The 19,288-nt window shown below is 44.5% G+C and carries 15 protein-coding genes; all 15 read left to right on the top strand.

From position 1 onward, the window contains the following. Positions 1-25 precede the first annotated feature (25 nt). The 15 genes from K429_RS0100940 to K429_RS0100870 all read left to right on the top strand — a co-directional run bounded on the left by K429_RS0100940 (position 26) and on the right by K429_RS0100870 (position 19,202). The gene (locus tag K429_RS0100940) at positions 26-1,396 is read left to right on the top strand and encodes a glycoside hydrolase family 43 protein (protein WP_052340617.1); all 1,371 of its coding nucleotides are present in this window, start codon (positions 26-28) and stop codon (positions 1,394-1,396) included. A gap of 25 nt (positions 1,397-1,421) precedes the next feature. Continuing rightward, the gene (locus K429_RS0100935) at positions 1,422-3,509 is read left to right on the top strand and encodes a glycoside hydrolase 43 family protein (RefSeq protein ID WP_025725746.1); all 2,088 of its coding nucleotides are present in this window, start codon (positions 1,422-1,424) and stop codon (positions 3,507-3,509) included. A 135-nt stretch (positions 3,510-3,644) separates the two neighbouring features. Next, the gene (argR, locus tag K429_RS0100930; RefSeq protein WP_007210574.1) at positions 3,645-4,118 is read left to right on the top strand and encodes an arginine repressor; all 474 of its coding nucleotides are present in this window, start codon (positions 3,645-3,647) and stop codon (positions 4,116-4,118) included. A 22-nt stretch (positions 4,119-4,140) separates the two neighbouring features. After that, complete coding sequence (locus K429_RS0100925) at positions 4,141-4,698, top strand: N-acetyltransferase (protein ID WP_007210575.1); 558 nt, start codon at positions 4,141-4,143, stop codon at positions 4,696-4,698. Between the two features lie 12 nt (positions 4,699-4,710). Next, complete coding sequence (locus K429_RS0100920) at positions 4,711-5,916, top strand: argininosuccinate synthase (protein ID WP_007210576.1); 1,206 nt, start codon at positions 4,711-4,713, stop codon at positions 5,914-5,916. Positions 5,917-5,983: 67 nt separating this feature from the next. Continuing rightward, complete coding sequence (locus K429_RS0100915) at positions 5,984-6,196, top strand: PspC domain-containing protein (RefSeq protein WP_007210577.1); 213 nt, start codon at positions 5,984-5,986, stop codon at positions 6,194-6,196. Positions 6,197-6,218: 22 nt separating this feature from the next. Continuing rightward, positions 6,219-7,187, top strand: coding sequence for an N-acetyl-gamma-glutamyl-phosphate reductase (gene argC, locus K429_RS0100910; RefSeq protein WP_007210578.1), 969 nt, complete (start codon positions 6,219-6,221; stop codon positions 7,185-7,187). A gap of 33 nt (positions 7,188-7,220) precedes the next feature. After that, on the top strand, positions 7,221-8,342 hold the full coding sequence (locus K429_RS0100905) for an aspartate aminotransferase family protein (protein ID WP_007210579.1): 1,122 nt from the start codon (positions 7,221-7,223) through the stop codon (positions 8,340-8,342). 174 nt (positions 8,343-8,516) lie between these two features. Further along, positions 8,517-9,293, top strand: a complete 777-nt coding sequence (proC, locus tag K429_RS0100900) for a pyrroline-5-carboxylate reductase (protein ID WP_025725745.1) — start codon at positions 8,517-8,519, stop codon at positions 9,291-9,293. 33 nt (positions 9,294-9,326) lie between these two features. Further along, positions 9,327-9,881 carry a helix-turn-helix domain-containing protein gene (locus K429_RS0100895; RefSeq protein ID WP_007210581.1) on the top strand — a complete coding sequence of 185 codons (555 nt, stop codon included), beginning with the start codon at positions 9,327-9,329 and terminating at the stop codon, positions 9,879-9,881. 49 nt (positions 9,882-9,930) lie between these two features. Further along, entirely contained in the window at positions 9,931-11,586 is a 1,656-nt protein-coding gene (locus K429_RS0100890) for an AMP-binding protein (protein ID WP_007217093.1), read from the top strand. 137 nt (positions 11,587-11,723) lie between these two features. Then, entirely contained in the window at positions 11,724-11,921 is a 198-nt protein-coding gene (locus K429_RS0100885) for a DUF2007-related protein (RefSeq protein WP_025725744.1), read from the top strand. An 827-nt stretch (positions 11,922-12,748) separates the two neighbouring features. After that, a complete protein-coding gene (locus K429_RS0100880) occupies positions 12,749-16,006 on the top strand; it encodes a TonB-dependent receptor (protein ID WP_025725743.1) in 3,258 nt (1,085 codons plus the stop codon). A 21-nt stretch (positions 16,007-16,027) separates the two neighbouring features. Next, positions 16,028-18,016: a RagB/SusD family nutrient uptake outer membrane protein gene (locus tag K429_RS0100875; protein WP_025725742.1), complete on the top strand. Its 1,989-nt coding sequence runs from the start codon at positions 16,028-16,030 to the stop codon at positions 18,014-18,016. 22 nt (positions 18,017-18,038) lie between these two features. Further along, the gene (locus K429_RS0100870; RefSeq protein WP_007217090.1) at positions 18,039-19,202 is read left to right on the top strand and encodes an Ig-like domain-containing protein; all 1,164 of its coding nucleotides are present in this window, start codon (positions 18,039-18,041) and stop codon (positions 19,200-19,202) included. Positions 19,203-19,288: the final 86 nt, after the last annotated feature.

Here is a 19,288-nt window from a genome sequence, read left to right as displayed (position 1 = left end):
AAAACAACTATCAACAATAACGATTATGATGAAAAACAAGATTTTAGCCCTATATCTGGGGTTCCTTCCACTTTTGGCAACGGCTCAAAATCCGATTATTCAAACCAAATATACAGCCGATCCTGCTCCAATGGTGCATAACGATACATTATTCCTTTATGTGGGATGCGATGAAAAGGATGCTCCTTCCAACGCATACCTGATGAGAGAATACCGCCTGTATACCACTACCGACATGGTGAATTGGACGGACTGTGGAGCACCGCTGAAAACAAGTGATTTCAAATGGTCAGCCGGAGATGCCAGCGCTGCACAATGCATAGAGCGGGATGGCAAGTTTTATTGGTATATATCCTCACAAAACAGATTCAGTCCGGGTTCATCCATCGGTGTAGCCGTTGCAGATACTCCTTATGGTCCCTTCGGAGATGCATTGGGCCAGGCATTAGTAACCAACGACATGACTACAGCCGCCAAACACTCCTGGGATGACCTTGACCCTACGGTCTTTATCGACAGTAATAAACAAGCATATCTCTATTGGGGAAACGGGGCTTGTTATCAGACCAAACTGAATAAAGATATGATATCCCTGGACGGCTCAATCACAGCACTCGACATCAAAGACCAGACCGCCTTTGTGGGAAGGTTCACAGAGGCGCCCTGGGTATATAAGCGTAACAACCTGTATTATATGATTTATGCCGCCGAATTCCCGGAATCCATACATTATTCAACCGCCCGGACCGCAGAAGGTCCCTGGAAAGCCCGAGGAGTCGTAATGCCATTGGAAAAAGGAAGTAATACCAACCATCCCGGAATAATTGATTTTAAAGGTAACTCCTACTTCTTCTATCATAATGATGCGCTGCCCGGTGGGCACAGTTATTGCAGATCGGTATGTGTGGAACAGTTCACATACAACCCCGACGGAACCATACCGCAAATGCACATGACTAATGAAGGTATAAAGAAAGGAACAGGTACACTCAATCCATACAAACGAACTGAAGCGGAAACTATAGCATGGGCACAAGGCGTTACATCTGCCACCGATAAAGAAAAAGGTGTATATATAACCGCTATTCATAATACCGATTACATCAAGGTGCGTGATGTGAACTTCGGACAGAAAGGTGCTTCGCAATTCACCGCTTCCGCATCCAGCAGATATCATGGAGGAGAAATAGAACTAAGAATCGACTCACCCGAAGGTGAAGTGATCGGCACCTTAAACATTCCCTATACCGGAGAATGGGATAATTGGGAACAACACTCTACCCATGTGAAGCCGGTCAAAGGAGTTCATGACCTATACCTTATATTTAAAGGTAAAACTCCCCACGAGCTTTTCAACTTCGATTATTGGATGTTCTCCGAAAAGTCCTCAAATTAATTAATTTATTCTATTTATTATGACCATGAAGCATATATTCTCTATCATCCTCGGCCTGATGGCATTCTGCCAGTTACAAGCCCAGTCGTGGACAGCCGACAACGGTAACGGTACTTTTACCAATCCTCTGTTTTACGATGAATTTACCGATCCTGACCTGATACGTGTAGGAACAGATTATTACATGGTTGCCAGTTCCATGCATGCCATGCCCGGACTACCGCTACTACGTTCCAAAGATCTGGTAAACTGGGAGTTCGTAACATATATCTTTGACAAACTCGATTTAGGACCTGATTTTCATCTGGAAGGCGATAAAGGCATTTATGGAAACGGAATATGGGCACCTGCCATCCGTTATCACAAAGGCACTTTCTATGTATTCGTCAACGTAAATGACCATGGCTTACAAGTTTTCTCTGCCAAAGATCCCGCCGGCCCCTGGACACACAAGAATATGGGTGGCAGAATTTACGACCTGGGCATATTGTTTGATGACGACGACAAGATATATGCAGTACATGGTTACGACGAAGTACATCTGATTCAACTCAAACCTGACTTCAGCGGCTATGTGGAAGGCAGTGAAAAAGTAATCATCCCTAAAGGTAATGCCATGGGAGAAGGGCATCATTTCTATAAAATAGACGGAAAATATTATATCATCAGTGCAGACTATGCACCCGTAGGCCGTATGCAATGTGCCCGCGCCGACAAACTGGAAGGTCCTTACGAAACCGTGGTTATCAGTAATCGTGAAACCATGGGTACACAACGTGGCTGGTGGACCAAAGGATATGGCTTCTGGTCGAACATCCCCAATGAAGGAGAAGCAATGGAATTTGAGCGCCCTTCTGAAAATGGTTTCGGTGCAGTAACCCTTCATCAGGGAGGCATCGTCGATCTGCCTAATGGTGAATGGTGGGGATTCTCAATGATGGACGTAAAATCCGCAGGCCGCCTGACTTTCCTTTCACCCGTGACCTGGAAAGATGGTTGGCCCTACTTCGGATTGGAAGGAAACCTGGGACGCTCACCACGCACCTGGTTCAAACCGGATACCGGAACGGATATAGCTCCTCTGACAACTTATCAGCGTGATGATGATTTCTCGTCTGCCAAACTAAAACCGATCTGGCAATGGAACCATATTCCGGTAGATAAGAAATGGTCGCTCACTGAGAAAAAAGGTGTACTGCGTCTGCACACTCTCCCTGCCAAAAACTTCATGTATGCGAAAAATACACTTACTCAACGCGCTATCGGTCCGGAGTCCAGCGCCACCGTCGAATTAAATGCCAAATCCTTAAAGAAAGGTGACGTAGCCGGACTTGGGTTATTGAATGTTCCCTATTATTGGATCGGTGTAGTGCGTACTGACGAGGGATTCATCCTGAGATTTTACGACTTAGTAAAGAACCAGTCTACAGACGAACCATTATCCGGCCCACAAGTGTACCTGCGTGCCAGTGGTGATTACAATAGAGACCTGGCAACACTCAGCTTCAGTACAGACGGTAAAACATTTAAAGAAGTCGGCGGCGAACTGCGTCTGGGGTATCAAATGAAGACTTTCCAGGGAGTACGGTATGCCTTATTTGCTTTCAATACGAATGGAAAAGCGGGAGGTTATGCCGACTTCGACAATTTCAAGGTAAAAGAACCACTGGCAGATCGCTCTAAAAATCGTCCTCTCGGCAAAGTGATAACACTAACCAATCTCGCAAACGGTGAGCAAGTCTGGGCTAATCCCCACGGTATGCTGAATCGTTCCTATCCGGGAAGTAATACGTTCAACGGTACCGGATGCCAGTTCCGTGTACACGACCGCGGACAAGGACGTATAGCTCTTGAAGCATTAGACGGATCAGGCTTTGTCACCGTCACCGGAGCCGGCCTCTCAGCAGATGTTCGACTCATGCAGAAAGAAACGGAAGGCAGCCTCTTCATGTGGCAGGATATGCTATGGGGACAGTGTATGCTACTATCCCTAAAGACCAATCGCTTCATTGGTTTAGATCCGCGTACAGACGAACCTTATTCTGCCGACTGGCCCGGGACTATACCCAACCGTAAAGACGGGACTGTGTTTTCCTGGCAGGAAATAAAATAATTGCATATATTCTCCGATTTATGCATAAAGCACAGCATTCATAGTATAAAAAGTATAAAAATTCCCTCTTTAATGCATATTCTTTCCAAAATTATCGCTACTTTTGCACCATTCTTAGAATAATTATACAGAACAATGAAGAAAAAAGCCAATCGGTTAGACGCTATCAAGATGATTATCTCAAGCAAGGACGTCAGTTCTCAGGAAGAACTGCTGCAAGCTCTGAGCAAAGAAGGCTTTGAACTGACACAAGCCACTCTCTCCCGCGACTTGAAACAACTGAAAGTTGCCAAGGCGGCAAACATGAACGGGAAATACGTATATGTATTACCCAACAACATCATGTACAAACGTTCCAATGACCAGAGTGCCAGCGAAATGCTGATGACCAGCGGATTCGTGTCCCTGCAATTCTCCGGTAACATTGCCGTTATCCGTACACGACCGGGATATGCCAGCAGTATGGCCTACGACATCGACAACCGCGAATGTCCCGCCATTCTGGGCACTATTGCCGGAGACGACACCATCATGTTGGTAGTGCATGAAGCTGCTTCACATGGCGAAGTACGCGAATTTCTGTCGCAAATCATTCCGAACATTAAATAAATAAAGAACGAATCAATAAGAAATGGATACCAAAAAAGTGGACGTGATGGTGGCTGACGCCTCTCACGAAGTTTATGTGGATAAGATTTTGGATACCATCAGAGAAGCGGCCAAAGTACGTGGAACGGGCATCGCAGAACGCACACACGAATATGTGGCGACAAAAATGAAAGAAGGAAAAGCCATCATCGCCTTATGCGGAGACGTGTTTGCAGGCTTCAGCTACATCGAGAGTTGGGGAAACAAACAATATGTTGCGACTTCCGGTTTGATTGTGCATCCCGACTTTCGCGGTATTGGATTGGCTAAGCGTATCAAAATGGCATCTTTCCGCCTGGCACGCTTGCGATGGCCCAACGCCAAAGTATTCAGTCTCACCAGCGGAGCCGCCGTCATGAAAATGAATACGGAACTGGGATACGTTCCCGTCACTTTCAATGAACTGACTGATGACGAATCCTTCTGGAAAGGCTGCGAAGGCTGCATCAACCATGATATATTAGTAGCCAAGAACCGCAAATTCTGCATCTGCACAGCAATGCTCTACGACCCGGCTCTGCATGAAGATGATAAAATTTAAAAAACAAAGGATATGGAAGAAAAGAAAAAAGTAGTAGTCGCATTCAGCGGCGGTCTTGATACTTCATTTACGGTAATGTACCTTGCCAAGGAAAAAGGGTATGAAGTGTATGCAGCTTGTGCAAACACCGGTGGTTTCAGCCCCGAACAACTGAAAACAAACGAAGAAAATGCCTATAAACTGGGCGCAAAAGAATATGTCACTATCGACGTGACGCAGGAATATTACGAAAAGAGCTTGAAATACATGGTATTTGGCAACGTGCTGCGTAATGGTACCTATCCTATTTCCGTAAGTTCCGAACGTATCTTCCAGGCACTTGCCATCGCACGCTATGCCAACGAGATCGGTGCAGATGCTATCGCTCACGGTTCTACCGGTGCAGGCAACGACCAGATTCGTTTTGACATGACATTCCTTGTATTGGCTCCGGGCGTGGAAATCATCACACTAACTCGTGATATGGCATTGAGCCGCCAGGAAGAAATCGATTATCTGAACAAACATGGTTTCTCAGCAGACTTCACCAAACTGAAATACTCTTACAATGTAGGTTTGTGGGGTACCTCTATCTGCGGTGGTGAGATTCTGGATTCCGCACAAGGATTACCCGAAAGCGCTTATCTGAAACACTGTGTAAAGGAAGGCAGCGAACAACTCCGTCTTACTTTCGAAAAAGGTGAGTTGAAAGCTGTGAACGATGAGAAATTTGATGATCCCATCAAAGCCATTCAGAAAGTAGAAGAAATCGGTGCTGCTTACGGTATTGGTCGTGATATGCATGTGGGTGATACAATTATCGGTATCAAAGGCCGCGTAGGTTTCGAAGCTGCTGCTCCGATGCTGATTATCGGTGCACATAAATTCCTGGAAAAATATACACTGAGTAAATGGCAGCAATACTGGAAAGACCAGGTTGCCAATTGGTACGGTATGTTCCTGCACGAAAGCCAATATCTGGAACCGGTAATGCGCGATATCGAAGCCATGCTACAGGAAAGCCAGCGTAACGTAAACGGTACGGCTATTCTGGAACTTCGCCCATTATCTTTCTCGACGGTAGGTGTAGAATCAGAAGACGACCTTGTGAAAACGAAGTTCGGCGAATATGGCGAAATGCAAAAAGGCTGGACAGCAGAAGATGCGAAAGGTTTCATCAAGGTTACTTCTACTCCACTGAGAGTATATTATAACAATCATAAAGACGAAGAAATCTAAAAAGCCTATCCCCTAACCCATCTCTCATAGAGAACGGTTAGGGGATAGAACAATTATACGAACAGATATGGATAATAATAACAAAAAACTAACTCGCTCACGCAGCGACAGAATGCTTGCCGGCGTCTGCGGAGGATTGGCCGCTTATTTCGGACTCGACCCTTCACTCGTACGTATCGGCTATGCGTTATTGACGTTTTTTACCGTATTTGCCGGTATCCCCGTGTACCTTATAATGTGGCTTATTGTTCCCGAGGAAAAGAACTTGTATAACAGATAAAAGAATAATAGTATAAACTAACATGATTAAAGTAGGAATCATCGGCGGAGCCGGATATACGGCAGGTGAATTAATTCGTTTGCTGATCAATCATCCGGAAGCGGAAATCGTATTCATCAACAGCTCAAGTAACGCCGGAAACAAAATTACCGACGTACATGAAGGATTGTACGGCGAAACGGACCTTGTCTTCACCGACGAGTTACCTTTGGACAAAATTGACGTGTTATTCTTCTGTACCGCCCATGGCGACACGAAGAAGTTCATGGAGAGTCACAACCTTCCCGAGGAATTGAAAATTATCGACCTTTCTATGGACTACCGCATCGCTTCTCCGGAACATGACTTTATTTACGGTTTGCCGGAATTGAACCGTCGCGCTACCTGCAAAGCAAAGCATGTGGCTAATCCGGGTTGCTTTGCCACTTGTATCCAATTGGGATTGCTCCCCCTTGCCAAACATCTGATGCTGAACAATGACATCATGGTGAATGCCATTACCGGTTCCACCGGGGCTGGTGTAAAACCGGGATCAACCAGTCACTTCAGTTGGCGCAACAACAACATGAGTGTTTACAAGGCATTCGAGCACCAGCATGTACCCGAAATCAAGCAATCTCTGAAGCAATTGCAGAACAGTTTTGATGCGGATATTGACTTTATCCCTTACCGCGGTGATTTCGCACGTGGTATTTTTGCTACCATCGTAGTAAAAACTAAAGTTGCACTGGATGAAATAGTCCGTATGTACGAAGAATATTACGCCAAAGACTCTTTCGTGCATATCGTAGAAAAGAACATTGACCTGAAACAAGTAGTGAACACCAACAAATGTCTTCTGCATTTGGAAAAGCACGGTGATAAGCTGCTTATCATCTCCTGCATCGACAACCTGTTGAAAGGTGCCAGTGGTCAGGCGGTGCACAACATGAATCTGATGTTCAATTTAGAAGAAACCGTCGGCTTGCGATTGAAACCCAGCGCCTTCTAAGTAATTTGTATTTTGTAATTTAGAATTAAAGAAATGAACTTATTCGACGTATATCCCCTTTTTGACATCAACATTGTCAAGGGAAAAGGCTGCCACGTGTGGGACGAGAACGGTACTGAGTACCTCGATCTCTACGGCGGACATGCTGTTATCTCCATCGGTCATGCACATCCGCATTACGTGGAGATGATCAGCAACCAGGTTGCCACGTTGGGATTTTATTCCAACTCTGTGATTAACAAGCTACAGGAACAGGTTGCTGAACGTCTGGGAAAAGTTTGTGGTTATGATGACTACTCCTTATTCCTGATTAACAGCGGTGCAGAAGCCAACGAAAATGCTTTGAAACTCGCCTCGTTCTACAACGGACGTACACGTGTGGTTTCCTTCAACAAGGCATTCCACGGACGTACTTCACTTGCCGTGGAAGTGACTAATAATCCCAAAATCATAGCTCCTATTAATGACTGCGGACATGTCACTTACCTTCCGCTGAACGATATTGAAGCTATGAAAAACGAACTGGCAAAAGGTGATGTTTGCGCAGTGATTATCGAAGGTATTCAAGGTGTGGGTGGTATTCAATTGCCGACAGATGAATTCATGCAGGCTTTGCGTGAAGCTTGTACAGCTCATAATACGATATTGGTTCTGGACGAAATTCAAAGCGGTTATGGCCGCAGCGGTAAGTTCTTCGCTCATCAATATAATGGTATCAAAGCAGATATTATCACGGTAGCCAAAGGCATCGGTAACGGTTTCCCAATGGCCGGTGTACTTATCAGTCCGATGTTCACTCCGGTTTACGGACAGTTGGGCACTACTTTCGGCGGTAATCACCTGGCATGCAGCGCAGCGCTTGCTGTCTTGGACGTAATAGGTCAGGAGAATCTGGTTGAAAATGCAGCCAAGGTAGGTGAGTATCTGATGACGGAGTTAAAAAAGTTCCCGCAGATCAAAGAAGTTCGCGGACGTGGTCTGATGATCGGTCTTGAATTTGAAGAACCAATAAAGGAACTTCGTCTGAAACTGTTGAAAGAACAACATGTATTTACCGGTGTCAGCGGTACAAATGTACTCCGCCTGCTTCCACCCCTCTGCCTCAGCATGGAAGAAGCCAATCTCTTCCTCGAACGTTTCAGAAAAGTACTTTAAAGTATATTTGATAACATAATCAGCAATAAACAGGCAGCCTTCAAGCGTTTCAGCGTTTCTTAAGGCTGCCTGTTGTTTTAAATACACAAGCACTTTTTTTACATCAATTAGGTTAGAAAGGTAGAAAAAATATCTACCTTTGCCCATCGACAACCCTTTTAATAACAGAATGATATGAGAACAGCAATTATCGGAGCAGGAAACATGGGCGGCTCTATAGCCCGTGGATTGGCAAAGGGAAGTATTATCCCCGCCTCGGATATCATAGTTTCTAATCCCTCACAAGGAAAGTTGGATGAACTACAAGCAGAGTTTCCTGCTTTACAAATCACCCATGACAATCAGGAAGCCATCATCGGCGCCGAATTCATCATACTCGCTGTGAAACCGTGGCTTATCAAAGGTGTGCTGCGCGAGCTGAAACTGAAAAGCAAACAAATTATCATTTCTGTTGCTGCAGGCATCAACTTTGAAGAGCTGGCTCACTACGTACCCGAACCGGAAATGACCATGTTCCGCATTATTCCTAACACCGCCATCAGCGAAATGGAAAGTATGACACTGATTGCCAGTCGTAATGCGACCAAAGAACAAGAACAACTGATGCTGGATATTTTCAATCAGATGGGACTTGCCATGCTGATCCCCGAAGAAAAATTCGCAGCCTGCACTTCCATGGCTTCCTGCGGAATCGCTTATGTGTTGAAATACATCCAGGCTGCCATGCAAGCCGGTATAGAAATGGGGGTTTATCCCAAAGATGCTATGAGAATGGTGGCTCAATCGGTAAAGGGAGCAGCCGAACTGATACTGAATAATGATACGCATCCCAGCGTAGAAATCGATAAAGTATGTACCCCCGGCGGTATTACCATCAAAGGTATCAATGAACTGGAACATGACGGTTATACATCCGCCATCATCAATGCTATCAAAGCAAGTAAGCAATAAGACTAACAATTAATTCATTAAATAAACAACCACATGGACGAACAAATTAAGCAAATAGCAGAACGCCTTCGCGGGCTTCGTGATGTACTGGAGCTGACCGCTGAAGACATTGCCCGTGAATGTGACATCTCTCCTTACGACTACCGTCTTGCCGAAACGGGAGATTTTGATATCTCCGTAAGTATGTTGCAAAAGATTGCACGCAGATACGGAGTTTCATTGGACGCACTGATGTTTGGTGAAGAACCTAAAATGAGCAGCTACTTCCTGACTCGTGCCGGAAAAGGTGTCAGCATCGAACGTACCAAGGCCTACAAATATCAAGCCCTCGCTTCCGGTTTCATGAACCGTAGCGTAGATCCGTTCATTGTAACCGTTGAACCTAAACCGGACGATGAACCGATACATTACAACAGCCACGCCGGACAAGAATTCAGTCTTGTGCTCGAAGGGCGCATGATGGTCAACATCGATGGCAAAGAGCTTATACTAAACGAAGGAGACAGCCTGTACTTCAATTCAAAATTGCCGCATGGCATGAAAGCACTGGATGGAAAAACGGTACGATTCCTGGCAATTATCATGTAACAACTAAATGGAGAATGAAGGGAATCTCTCATTCTTAATTCCTATAATTATGGTAGAAAGATTTTTATCACAAACCTCTTTCACTACACAAGAGGACTTTATCAAAAACTTTAAAATAAACGTACCGGAAAACTTCAACTTCGGATACGATGTAGTAGACGCCTGGGCTGCCGAACAACCTGACAAACCTGCATTGTTATGGACTAATGATAAGGGTGAACACCGGCAATTTACGTTTGCCGACATGAAACGTTATACGGACATGACCGCCTCGTATTTCCAAAGCCTCGGCATCGGCCATGGTGATATGGTAATGTTGATATTGAAACGCCGCTTTGAATTCTGGTACAGCACCATAGCTTTACATAAACTCGGTGCCGTCGTCATTCCCGCCACTCACTTGCTGACAAAGAAAGATATCGTGTACCGCTGTAACGCTGCGGACATCAAGATGATTGTTTGTGCAGGAGAATCGGTTATCACAGATCATATTGTAGCTGCCATGCCGGATTCCCCCAGCGTGAAGAAACTCGTCAGTGTAGGTCCCCAAGTAGCCGAAGGATTCGATGATTTCCACAAAGGGATCGAAAATGCCGCACCTTTCGTGAAGCCGGAACATCCGAATACGAACGAAGATATCTCACTGATGTACTTCACCAGCGGAACCACCGGTGAACCGAAAATGGTCGCCCATGACTTTACATATCCGTTGGGGCATATCGTTACCGGTAGTTTCTGGCATAACCTGACGGAAAACAGCCTGCATCTCACCATCGCCGATACCGGTTGGGGGAAAGCTGTATGGGGCAAACTTTACGGACAATGGATTGCCGGAGCAAATATATTTGTGTATGACCACGAGAAATTTACCCCTGCCGCCATCCTGGAGAAGATACAGGATTATCACGTAACTTCTCTCTGTGCACCTCCCACCATCTTCCGTTTCCTCATTCACGAAGATCTGACAAAGTACGATCTCTCATCACTGCAATATTGTACCATCGCTGGCGAAGCTCTGAACCCAGCCGTATTTGAGACCTTCAAGAAACTAACAGGCATCAAACTGATGGAAGGATTCGGACAGACAGAAACCACGCTGACCATTGCTACCATGCCTTGGATGGAACCGAAACCGGGAAGTATGGGATTGCCTAATCCACAATACGATGTAGACCTGATAGACAATGACGGCCGTTCCGTAGAAGCCGGTGAACAGGGACAAATCGTAATCCGTACAGACAAGGGTAAGCCACTGGGATTGTTCAAAGAGTATTACCGCGATCCGGAACGTACACACGAAGCCTGGAACAATAATATCTACTATACGGGAGACGTTGCCTGGAAAGATGAGGACGGCTATCTCTGGTTTGTAGGCCGTGCCGACGATGTGATCAAGAGTTCCGGTTACCGTATCGGCCCCTTCGAAGTGGAAAGTGCTCTGATGACACACCCAGCTGTAATAGAATGTGCCATCACAGGCGTACCTGATGAAATCCGCGGTCAGGTAGTGAAAGCTACCATCGTACTGGCTAAAGAATATAAAGGGAAAGAGGGAGAAGCACTTATCAAGGAATTGCAAAATCATGTAAAGAAAGTGACAGCCCCTTACAAATATCCGCGTGTGATTGAATTTGTAGACGAACTGCCGAAAACCATCAGTGGAAAGATCCGTCGTGTGGAAATCCGGAAGAACGATACGAAATAAGAAAAAAATATGAGGAATAAGCTACTTCTAAATCGTTTGCACCTTTTATGTTACTTTTTGATCGATTTGAGCTATTCGGTTTCCCGCAAACCACTTACATTTGCGACCGGAAAGTACAACTAAAAAGTTTAAAGCACATGATTACAAGTAGAAAGATTTCTCAGATTAACGTTTTCGCAGGTAGCCCCTGGGAAGTGGAAAGTGTGAAGCAATTGCTGAAGTCAGCTTACATCACCGCTTCAACAGAGGACAAAGGTAATGGCATTCACGTGTCTGTGCCTTGTCAGCAGTACACTGCCGCCATGCGAGTTATCAGTAACCGAAAGGCTTTATAAGACTGAAAAGAAAACGAAGTGAAAAAGGACTGCCCCTTGGAAGAAATTTCCGAAGGGGCAGTTTTTTATTCATTAGTATACCGCTTCTCCATGATAATTCTCCCTTCACCGCCTTCCTTGTGTAAAGGAACAGAAAATCAAGTCATTCCCCGTCAACAAGAAGTTAGGAGTTTGTCAACAGGAAGTTAACTTCTTGTCGACAAACTCCTAACTTCTTGTCAACAAAAAAGCAACAATTTGTAACCGCCAGGAAAACAGCGATATAGCATCTCTTTATAGAAGATTAAATTGTGTACTAATATTACAGTCGTGTCTTCGCAAAGTGAAGTTCATTAGCTTGAGCTCAAGTTGCAAATACGTAGCAAAGTGAAACAAACAGGAGAAAGCATTCCATTATTATATAGAAAAGATGTATTTACATTCTTCTTGTATCTGAAATGAATAAAATAAAGTAATATTGATCATTTCATTTTTGTACACTTCTTTTCTTTAATACACTGACATATATAATATTACCCAAAAGAAGTGTACAAAAATAAAAGGGCCAAAAATGGCATTTAGACACTTAAGACCGCAACACAGATTTGTATACAGCAATTTGATATGAGCACTACGGCAAGAGGGTGTATAGACGCTCTTTATCTGCCTTTCACTCTCCCACTATACATACAAAACGTCCAGTCCGGAGACAAGTCACTCCACATAATTCATTAATTAACAGCACATTACTCTAAGGTTTGAATTTGAGTAAAAAAAAAAAATTAAATCAGTAAAACGTATTATTTTAATACGCATAGATTTGCGACGTTAATTTTAATTTAAACATTATGAAAGATGTAAAAACATTAATGAGAGATTGGAACAAACATCAATGCTTGATGTTTTTCCTATGCTTTTTCTTTTTATCTGCAGGATTGTCGCAAAGGGTATATGCCGTCCAGAGTATCGCAATGGGCATTGACCAGCAACTGCAAATTACCGGTGTTGTAAAAGACACCAACGGTGAACCTATGATTGGAGTGACAGTAATGGTAAAAGGAACGGGGACCGGTACCATCACAGACATTGACGGCAAGTATAGCGTATCCGTGCCTGGAAACAAGAGCGTACTGACATTCTCTTTCGTAGGATATACTACTAAAGAAGTGACCGTTGGTAATCAGAAGAGTATAAATGTCACTCTATCCGAAGACTCCAAGATGATAGACGAAGTAGTAGTCATCGGTTTCCAATCACAGAAAAAAGGGAATTTGACAGCTTCTGTAGCTTCCGTTGGAGCAGAAGCATTGGAAAACAGGCCGGTTGCCAATATCGGACAAGCCTTGCAAGGCATGGTTCCGGGCTTAAACATCAGTATCGAAGGTGGCGACCCAAACAAAGTTCCTTCATTGAATATCCGTGGTGCCACTACTTTTCGCCAGAGAGGCACATCTAATGATGACAAGAACAAGTTCGATGTGAAATCCGGCTCTCCGCTGATCCTGTTGGATGGTGTGGAAATCACTGCTGAAGACTTGAATCAGTTGAATCCGAATGACATAGACAACATGTCGTTCCTGAAAGATGCTTCCGCCGCCGCTATTTATGGAACAAGAGCCACCTTCGGCGTGATACTGGTAACTACCAAAGGAGGTAATTACAATCAGAAAGCGAAAATCGACTACTCTTACAATTTAGCTTTCGATCAGCCTTATGAATTGCCTGACATTTTGGATTCATACTATATTTATAAAGCGTTAAGGGACAAAGAAGTTTGGACTGGTACTATCGCTGAGTATTCCCAACACGACAGAGACATGTTGGATCACATGATGGCCTACATGAAAGATCCTGTGAACAACAAGCCTTATTTTATGGAGGGGGATGCCATACAATGGGTAGGCAACACGAATCCTTACAAAGAGTTAGTGAAAAGCTGGACTCCGACTCAAAAGCATAACCTCTCTATCAGTGGTGGTGGTGACAGAATCAGTTATTATATCTCTCTGGGTATGCAAGACCAAAAAGGTATGTATGAAATTAAAACCGACAGATTAAAAAGATACAATGCCATGCTCAGCATTAACGCCAAAGTTACGAAGTGGTTCAATGTAGCTGCCAAAGCCTCATACAATGTGTTCGATTATGAAGGTCCTACGCAACAAACAGATGGTATGAACCTTTGGAGTTATGCCAAATCCTACTATCCGGAGAACTTTATTTATCAACCTGTATTGACAGGACCAGACGATTTTCTACCGAATCACCCGACAGAAAATCCCGTAAGCTATTTGTATGCGGGCGGACGTAATATCAGTTCCAGACGAAAAACAATTCTTTCCATCAGTCCCGAGTTCACAATCATCCCCAAGATATTGAAAATCAAGGCGGATCTATCTGTGGCTCCCACTACTTACCAAAAAGAAAAGACTCATCCGAAACAGGCGCGTGTAAACAATTCATGGACCGCTCTCGAAACTCGCTGGGCAACCGAAAATACGGGTGAAGTCACACGTTCTACCACGGATAGATATGCTATCAACGTGTATGCGGATTATAACCAAACTTTCAAGGAAAAGCACAATGTTTCCGTGTTATTAGGCCTTAACCAAGAAGAAGAATCTTATGCCGGTTCTACTCTTTACCTGAAAAGCATGCTCGATCCGTACATCCTGAATCCCGAGCTGGTGCAAGATGTTACGGCAAACACCTCTGCCAATTCTCATCATGAAATTGCTTCACGCGCATTGTTCGGCCGTATCATGTACAACTACATGAGCAGATATTTGATAGAACTGGATGCCCGTTATGACGGTAGTTCCAAGTTCCCGAAAGATTCCCGCTTCCAGTTCTTCCCCACCGTATCATTGGGATGGAGAGTATCAGAAGAGAAATTCATGGAATGGTCGAAGGACTGGCTGGACAACTTCAAGATCAGGGCCTCATGGGGACGTTTGGGCAGCCAGCCCGATTCGGAATACCCATATCAATCCGTTTTCAGTACTTCAGAGGGATATTTCTTGTTTGATGGAACACGTTACCCTACTGGTATCAATACTCCTTCATTAATCAATCCTAATTTGACTTGGGAAAAATCGACTACCAAGAACCTTGGCTTCGACTTTACTTTCTTGCAGAGCCGATTGACATTCACCGCCGACATATTCGAAAGAAAAGTGACCGACATCCTGATACCGGGTGGAAAGGATTACCCGGCATTGATCGGTGACGATGACTTGCCCTTCGAGAATGCAGGTATCTTGAAAACCACCGGATTTGAACTCCAGGCAAAATGGTCTGACAAACTGGCTAACGGATTCCGTTATAGCGTAGGCGTAGCACTCTCAGATGATAAGGCCAAAGTGGTGAGCTACCCTTCCAACCCTACGAATAAGATTGGTGACGGTGTATTGTATAAGGGATATACCGTAGGAGATATCTGGGGATACGTAACCGGAGGTATCCTTCAGGAAGGTGACTTCGACGGTGTAGGCGCAAATGGGAAACCGCTGTATCATGGCCCCTATTTCAAAGGCGGACAGGCTTATCCCGGCTACATTTGGTATCAAGATTTGGATCACGACGGCGTCATCACTACCGGCTTGAATACCGTAGACGATCCGGGTGACAGAAAAGTGATTGGCAACAATGCACCACGCTATCGCTACAACATCACCGCCAACTTCCAGTACAAAGGATTCGATCTCGATCTGATGTTCCAAGGTGTGGGCAAACGAGACTATTGGTTGTCGTCTACTTCCAGTTATTGGGGCAACGGAGCCGGTTCATGGGAAGTATACAACAACTCCTGGACTCCCGAAAGAACAGATGCCAAATTCCCGATGTATGGTTCCGGTACAGGTAGTTACCCCCAAACAGGTTATTTGCTTGATGCTTCCTATATCAAATTGAAACAAGTGATTCTGGGATATACATTCCCGAGAGCTTTAATCAACAAAATCGGTTTGGAGAAATTGAGATTGAATTTAGCCGCCTATAATCTGTTTACTATTTCGGATATGCCCAAGTATTATGATGCTGACTATCTCTCCGATGCGTATCCTCCGAAACGGACATTCAGCGTAGGTATTCAAGTAGGTTTTTAACGTTTTAAATCAATAGAGATTATGAAGAAATATTCAATTATAGCTTTACTTGTGACCTTGGTGGCATCTTTGTCGTCTTGTAATGACGACTTCATGCAACGAGATCCGATAGATGACATGGCTGACGGTACATTCTTTACAAAAGAAGCCGACTTACAGCTGTACTTGGACGGAATTTACAGATATTATGTATACGGACATGGAGTGAGTGGAACCAACAATACCTCGCACGATAAAGGTTTCTTGGCGGTAAAGGCAGGCAGCCAGATTATTTTTGGAGATGCATTCAGCGACAATACTGTATATGCGGGTAATATCGATGCTAAATTAGGCGGTACTTATGACACTCCGAACACAGCATCAAAGAATTTTGATGCGCCCTGGCAGTGGGAAAAACTTCGCAAGGTGAACTACTTCCTGAATCATTATGCGGAAGTAGGGGATCCGGAAACATTGAAGAAATATGCAGCTCAGGCCTATTTCTTCAAGGCATGGGACTATTACATCAAACTGGTGGCTCTGGGTGAAGTGCCTTGGTTGGATAAGGAACTGGATACAAGTTCACCGGAACTCTACGGCTCCCGCATGCCACGCACGGAATTGGTTACCAATATCCTGAAGTGTTTTGACCTTGCCATTGAAAATTTGGAGGATAACGACAATTCCTGTGGATATATCAACAAAGATATGGCATTATTCTTAAAAGCCCGCTTCTGTTTGTTCGAAGGAACCTTCCGGAAATATCATACAGAATTGAATCTGCAATCTACAGCCAACGAATTATTGGGTATGAGTCGTGATGCTGCCTGGACGATTATCGAGAAGAACAGATACTCCCTTTTCAAACATCCTACAGCAAAAGATTCTTATTGGCAACTGTTCGTACAAAAAGGTTCTCCCGAAACTGAGGGTAACAACGAAACCATCCTGTCACGTGTATACGACGGTGTTAAACTGGGACATGACAATCCGCGTTATTGGGGAATGAACAACCACACACGCTATTGCATGGGTGCTCCCGTAACTATGCTCGAAGACTATCTGTGCGAAGACGGACGTCCCATCTATATAGGAGGTGTAGAAGGCAGCTACGAGGTAAACCCGCTGTTCAAAGGATATGACGGAATGTGGGAGGAGTTGGACAACCGTGATCCCCGCTTGACGCAAACTGTTTGCAGACCGGGTGAATATGCGTCCATCTTTGATGCGGACGATAATACATATTCTTTGGAAGAATCCGGTATCATCTATCCAATGATTACGTATGATACAGGTGGCGGTTCTCCAATGAAGAAGTACAATTCAACGGTAACCGGCTATCGATTCATCAAACACTGGATGCCCGATTACGCTGAATGGGAAGCTAACCCAAAAGGTGTGCAAACAGCCCACATGTTCCGCTATGGAGAGTTGTTGCTGATTTACGCCGAAGCCAGAGCGGAATTAGGTGAAATTACCAACGACGATTTGGAGATCACCGTCAATGCCTTAAGAGAAAGAGCCGGATTTGATTTTGCCAAATACCCCAATGCCAAGCTGACTCTAACCAACATACCTGCTGACCCACGTCTGGACGCCATCTATGCAAAGTATCTGGATTATTCCGTTACTCCGATAATTCGCGAAATCAGACGTGAACGCCGTGTGGAAACAATGATGGAAGGCATGCGCTACGAAGATTTGATGAGATGGAAAGCCGGTAAGCTGTTCACGGTCCCCGTAAGAGGAATGAAGATGACGCAGGAGAAAATAGAATTGTACAGCAAAAACCGCAACGATGAAGTATATAAGGATTATCCCTACAAAGTAACAGTTCCTATAGGAGAGGTAGGTAATAAGGTGATTGTAGACGATGACGGTTTCATCATTCCTTATCCTACCTCAACCACTGTTATCAAAGGCGTGCGACCTTGGGATGACAAACGTTACTATTATCCGATCCCTTTAAACGAGATGCTTATGAATCCGCTGCTGACGCAGAATCCAGGTTGGAAAGACATTAATAGATAACCGATAAATATAGCGTAAGATCATGAAAAAAAATATATATTTCTTAGCAGGAATGCTTTCGTTCGGGGCACTGTTTACGGGATGCGACGACGATGACTTTGGTAAAGCGGTGACCATTACCGTTGAAAATGCAACAAACCTTGAAAGCGATGTTTTCGGGGTCGACGTGACGGAAGGACAGCCCGTGCAACTGAAACCGTTCATCATGCCCGAAAGTGCGAGAGAAAATGCCGTCAGCTACCACTTTGCCGGAGAGCCTTCGGGTGCCATCGACTTAAGCGCGGACGGCTTGATTACCCCTAAACTGACCACACCTGCCGAAGGAAACATTCCATTTCCGTTGGGTACGGATACCATTATTGTAAGAGTTGACGACGGTTCGGGCACATTTGTCAGATACCCGATCAGAGTAATCAGTAAGATAGTACTTGTTTCGAGTATCACGATTCAGTCTGCCGGACAGAGTGTGGAAGTGGAAAATGGAAAGACCTTCAATTTGGCCCAGTATGTAACCATTAATCCAAACAATGCTACCGACAAGAGCGTCACTTATTCTTCTGCAGATGAAACTGTGGCTACAGTAGACCAAGACGGTTTGATAACCGTAATAGGAGAAGTGGGACAAACCACCGATATTTATATAACCGCCAACGACAGAGGGAAACAAACGGCTACTTGCAGAGTAAAGGTTGCCGCAGAAGCTCCTATGTATGTAGGCTTCCCCTTCTCGGACAACTGGAATTACTCATCCAATCTGGGAACCAAGGAAGGCGACATGAAAAACCTGTTCGATGATAAGAATTCAACATTCTGGGCACCCGAGATCATCACTCGTCCCATTTATGATCCGGTGTGCTACTTGGATCTCAATCTGGGGCAAATCATCAAATTCGGTCAATTAGGTTACAGGCACCGTAATCTGAATTATTCTCATCTGCAATGTCACACTTTCAAATTAGAAGCCAAAAAGGTGGAAAGTGACGCATGGACAGATCTAGGCGAATATGTAACAGAAGCCTTGAAGGTGGATGATTACCAGTTGTTCCAAGTTGAACCTACGGAAGCCCAATACATTAGAATAACCTTTATCAAAGGGCATCTGAGAAGCGGCTATACAGACTGGGATTACTCAGAAACCGGAAACGTTTCCGTGGGAGACTTACAGGTATTCATTTACAACAGATAATTACTTTTGTTAAAGTGTCGAGGGAAATCTTATTATGAGATTTCCCTCTTTCTTCAACGATAATAATTTCTTATAAAATATTTCCG

The organism is Bacteroides sp. 14(A) (assembly GCF_000526555.1).
Classification (GTDB): domain Bacteria; phylum Bacteroidota; class Bacteroidia; order Bacteroidales; family Bacteroidaceae; genus Bacteroides; species Bacteroides cellulosilyticus.
The sequence above is the reverse complement of the archived record's forward strand: the minus strand, read 5'-3'. Positions and strand labels throughout refer to the sequence as shown.

Bases quoted from the DNA above. Each gene is read 5' to 3' on its own strand.
- K429_RS0100890 (WP_007217093.1), top strand. From the start codon at position 9,931: ATGGTAGAAAGATTTTTATCACAAACCTCTTTCACTACACAAGAGGAC.
- K429_RS0100880 (WP_025725743.1), top strand. From the start codon at position 12,749: ATGAAAGATGTAAAAACATTAATGAGAGATTGGAACAAACATCAATGC.
- K429_RS0100885 (WP_025725744.1), top strand. From the start codon at position 11,724: ATGATTACAAGTAGAAAGATTTCTCAGATTAACGTTTTCGCAGGTAGC.
- K429_RS0100915 (WP_007210577.1), top strand. From the start codon at position 5,984: ATGGATAATAATAACAAAAAACTAACTCGCTCACGCAGCGACAGAATG.
- K429_RS0100870 (WP_007217090.1), top strand. From the start codon at position 18,039: ATGAAAAAAAATATATATTTCTTAGCAGGAATGCTTTCGTTCGGGGCA.
- proC (WP_025725745.1), top strand. From the start codon at position 8,517: ATGAGAACAGCAATTATCGGAGCAGGAAACATGGGCGGCTCTATAGCC.
- K429_RS0100925 (WP_007210575.1), top strand. From the start codon at position 4,141: ATGGATACCAAAAAAGTGGACGTGATGGTGGCTGACGCCTCTCACGAA.
- argR (WP_007210574.1), top strand. From the start codon at position 3,645: ATGAAGAAAAAAGCCAATCGGTTAGACGCTATCAAGATGATTATCTCA.
- K429_RS0100940 (WP_052340617.1), top strand. From the start codon at position 26: ATGATGAAAAACAAGATTTTAGCCCTATATCTGGGGTTCCTTCCACTT.
- K429_RS0100905 (WP_007210579.1), top strand. From the start codon at position 7,221: ATGAACTTATTCGACGTATATCCCCTTTTTGACATCAACATTGTCAAG.
- K429_RS0100920 (WP_007210576.1), top strand. From the start codon at position 4,711: ATGGAAGAAAAGAAAAAAGTAGTAGTCGCATTCAGCGGCGGTCTTGAT.
- K429_RS0100895 (WP_007210581.1), top strand. From the start codon at position 9,327: ATGGACGAACAAATTAAGCAAATAGCAGAACGCCTTCGCGGGCTTCGT.
- K429_RS0100935 (WP_025725746.1), top strand. From the start codon at position 1,422: ATGAAGCATATATTCTCTATCATCCTCGGCCTGATGGCATTCTGCCAG.
- argC (WP_007210578.1), top strand. From the start codon at position 6,219: ATGATTAAAGTAGGAATCATCGGCGGAGCCGGATATACGGCAGGTGAA.
- K429_RS0100875 (WP_025725742.1), top strand. From the start codon at position 16,028: ATGAAGAAATATTCAATTATAGCTTTACTTGTGACCTTGGTGGCATCT.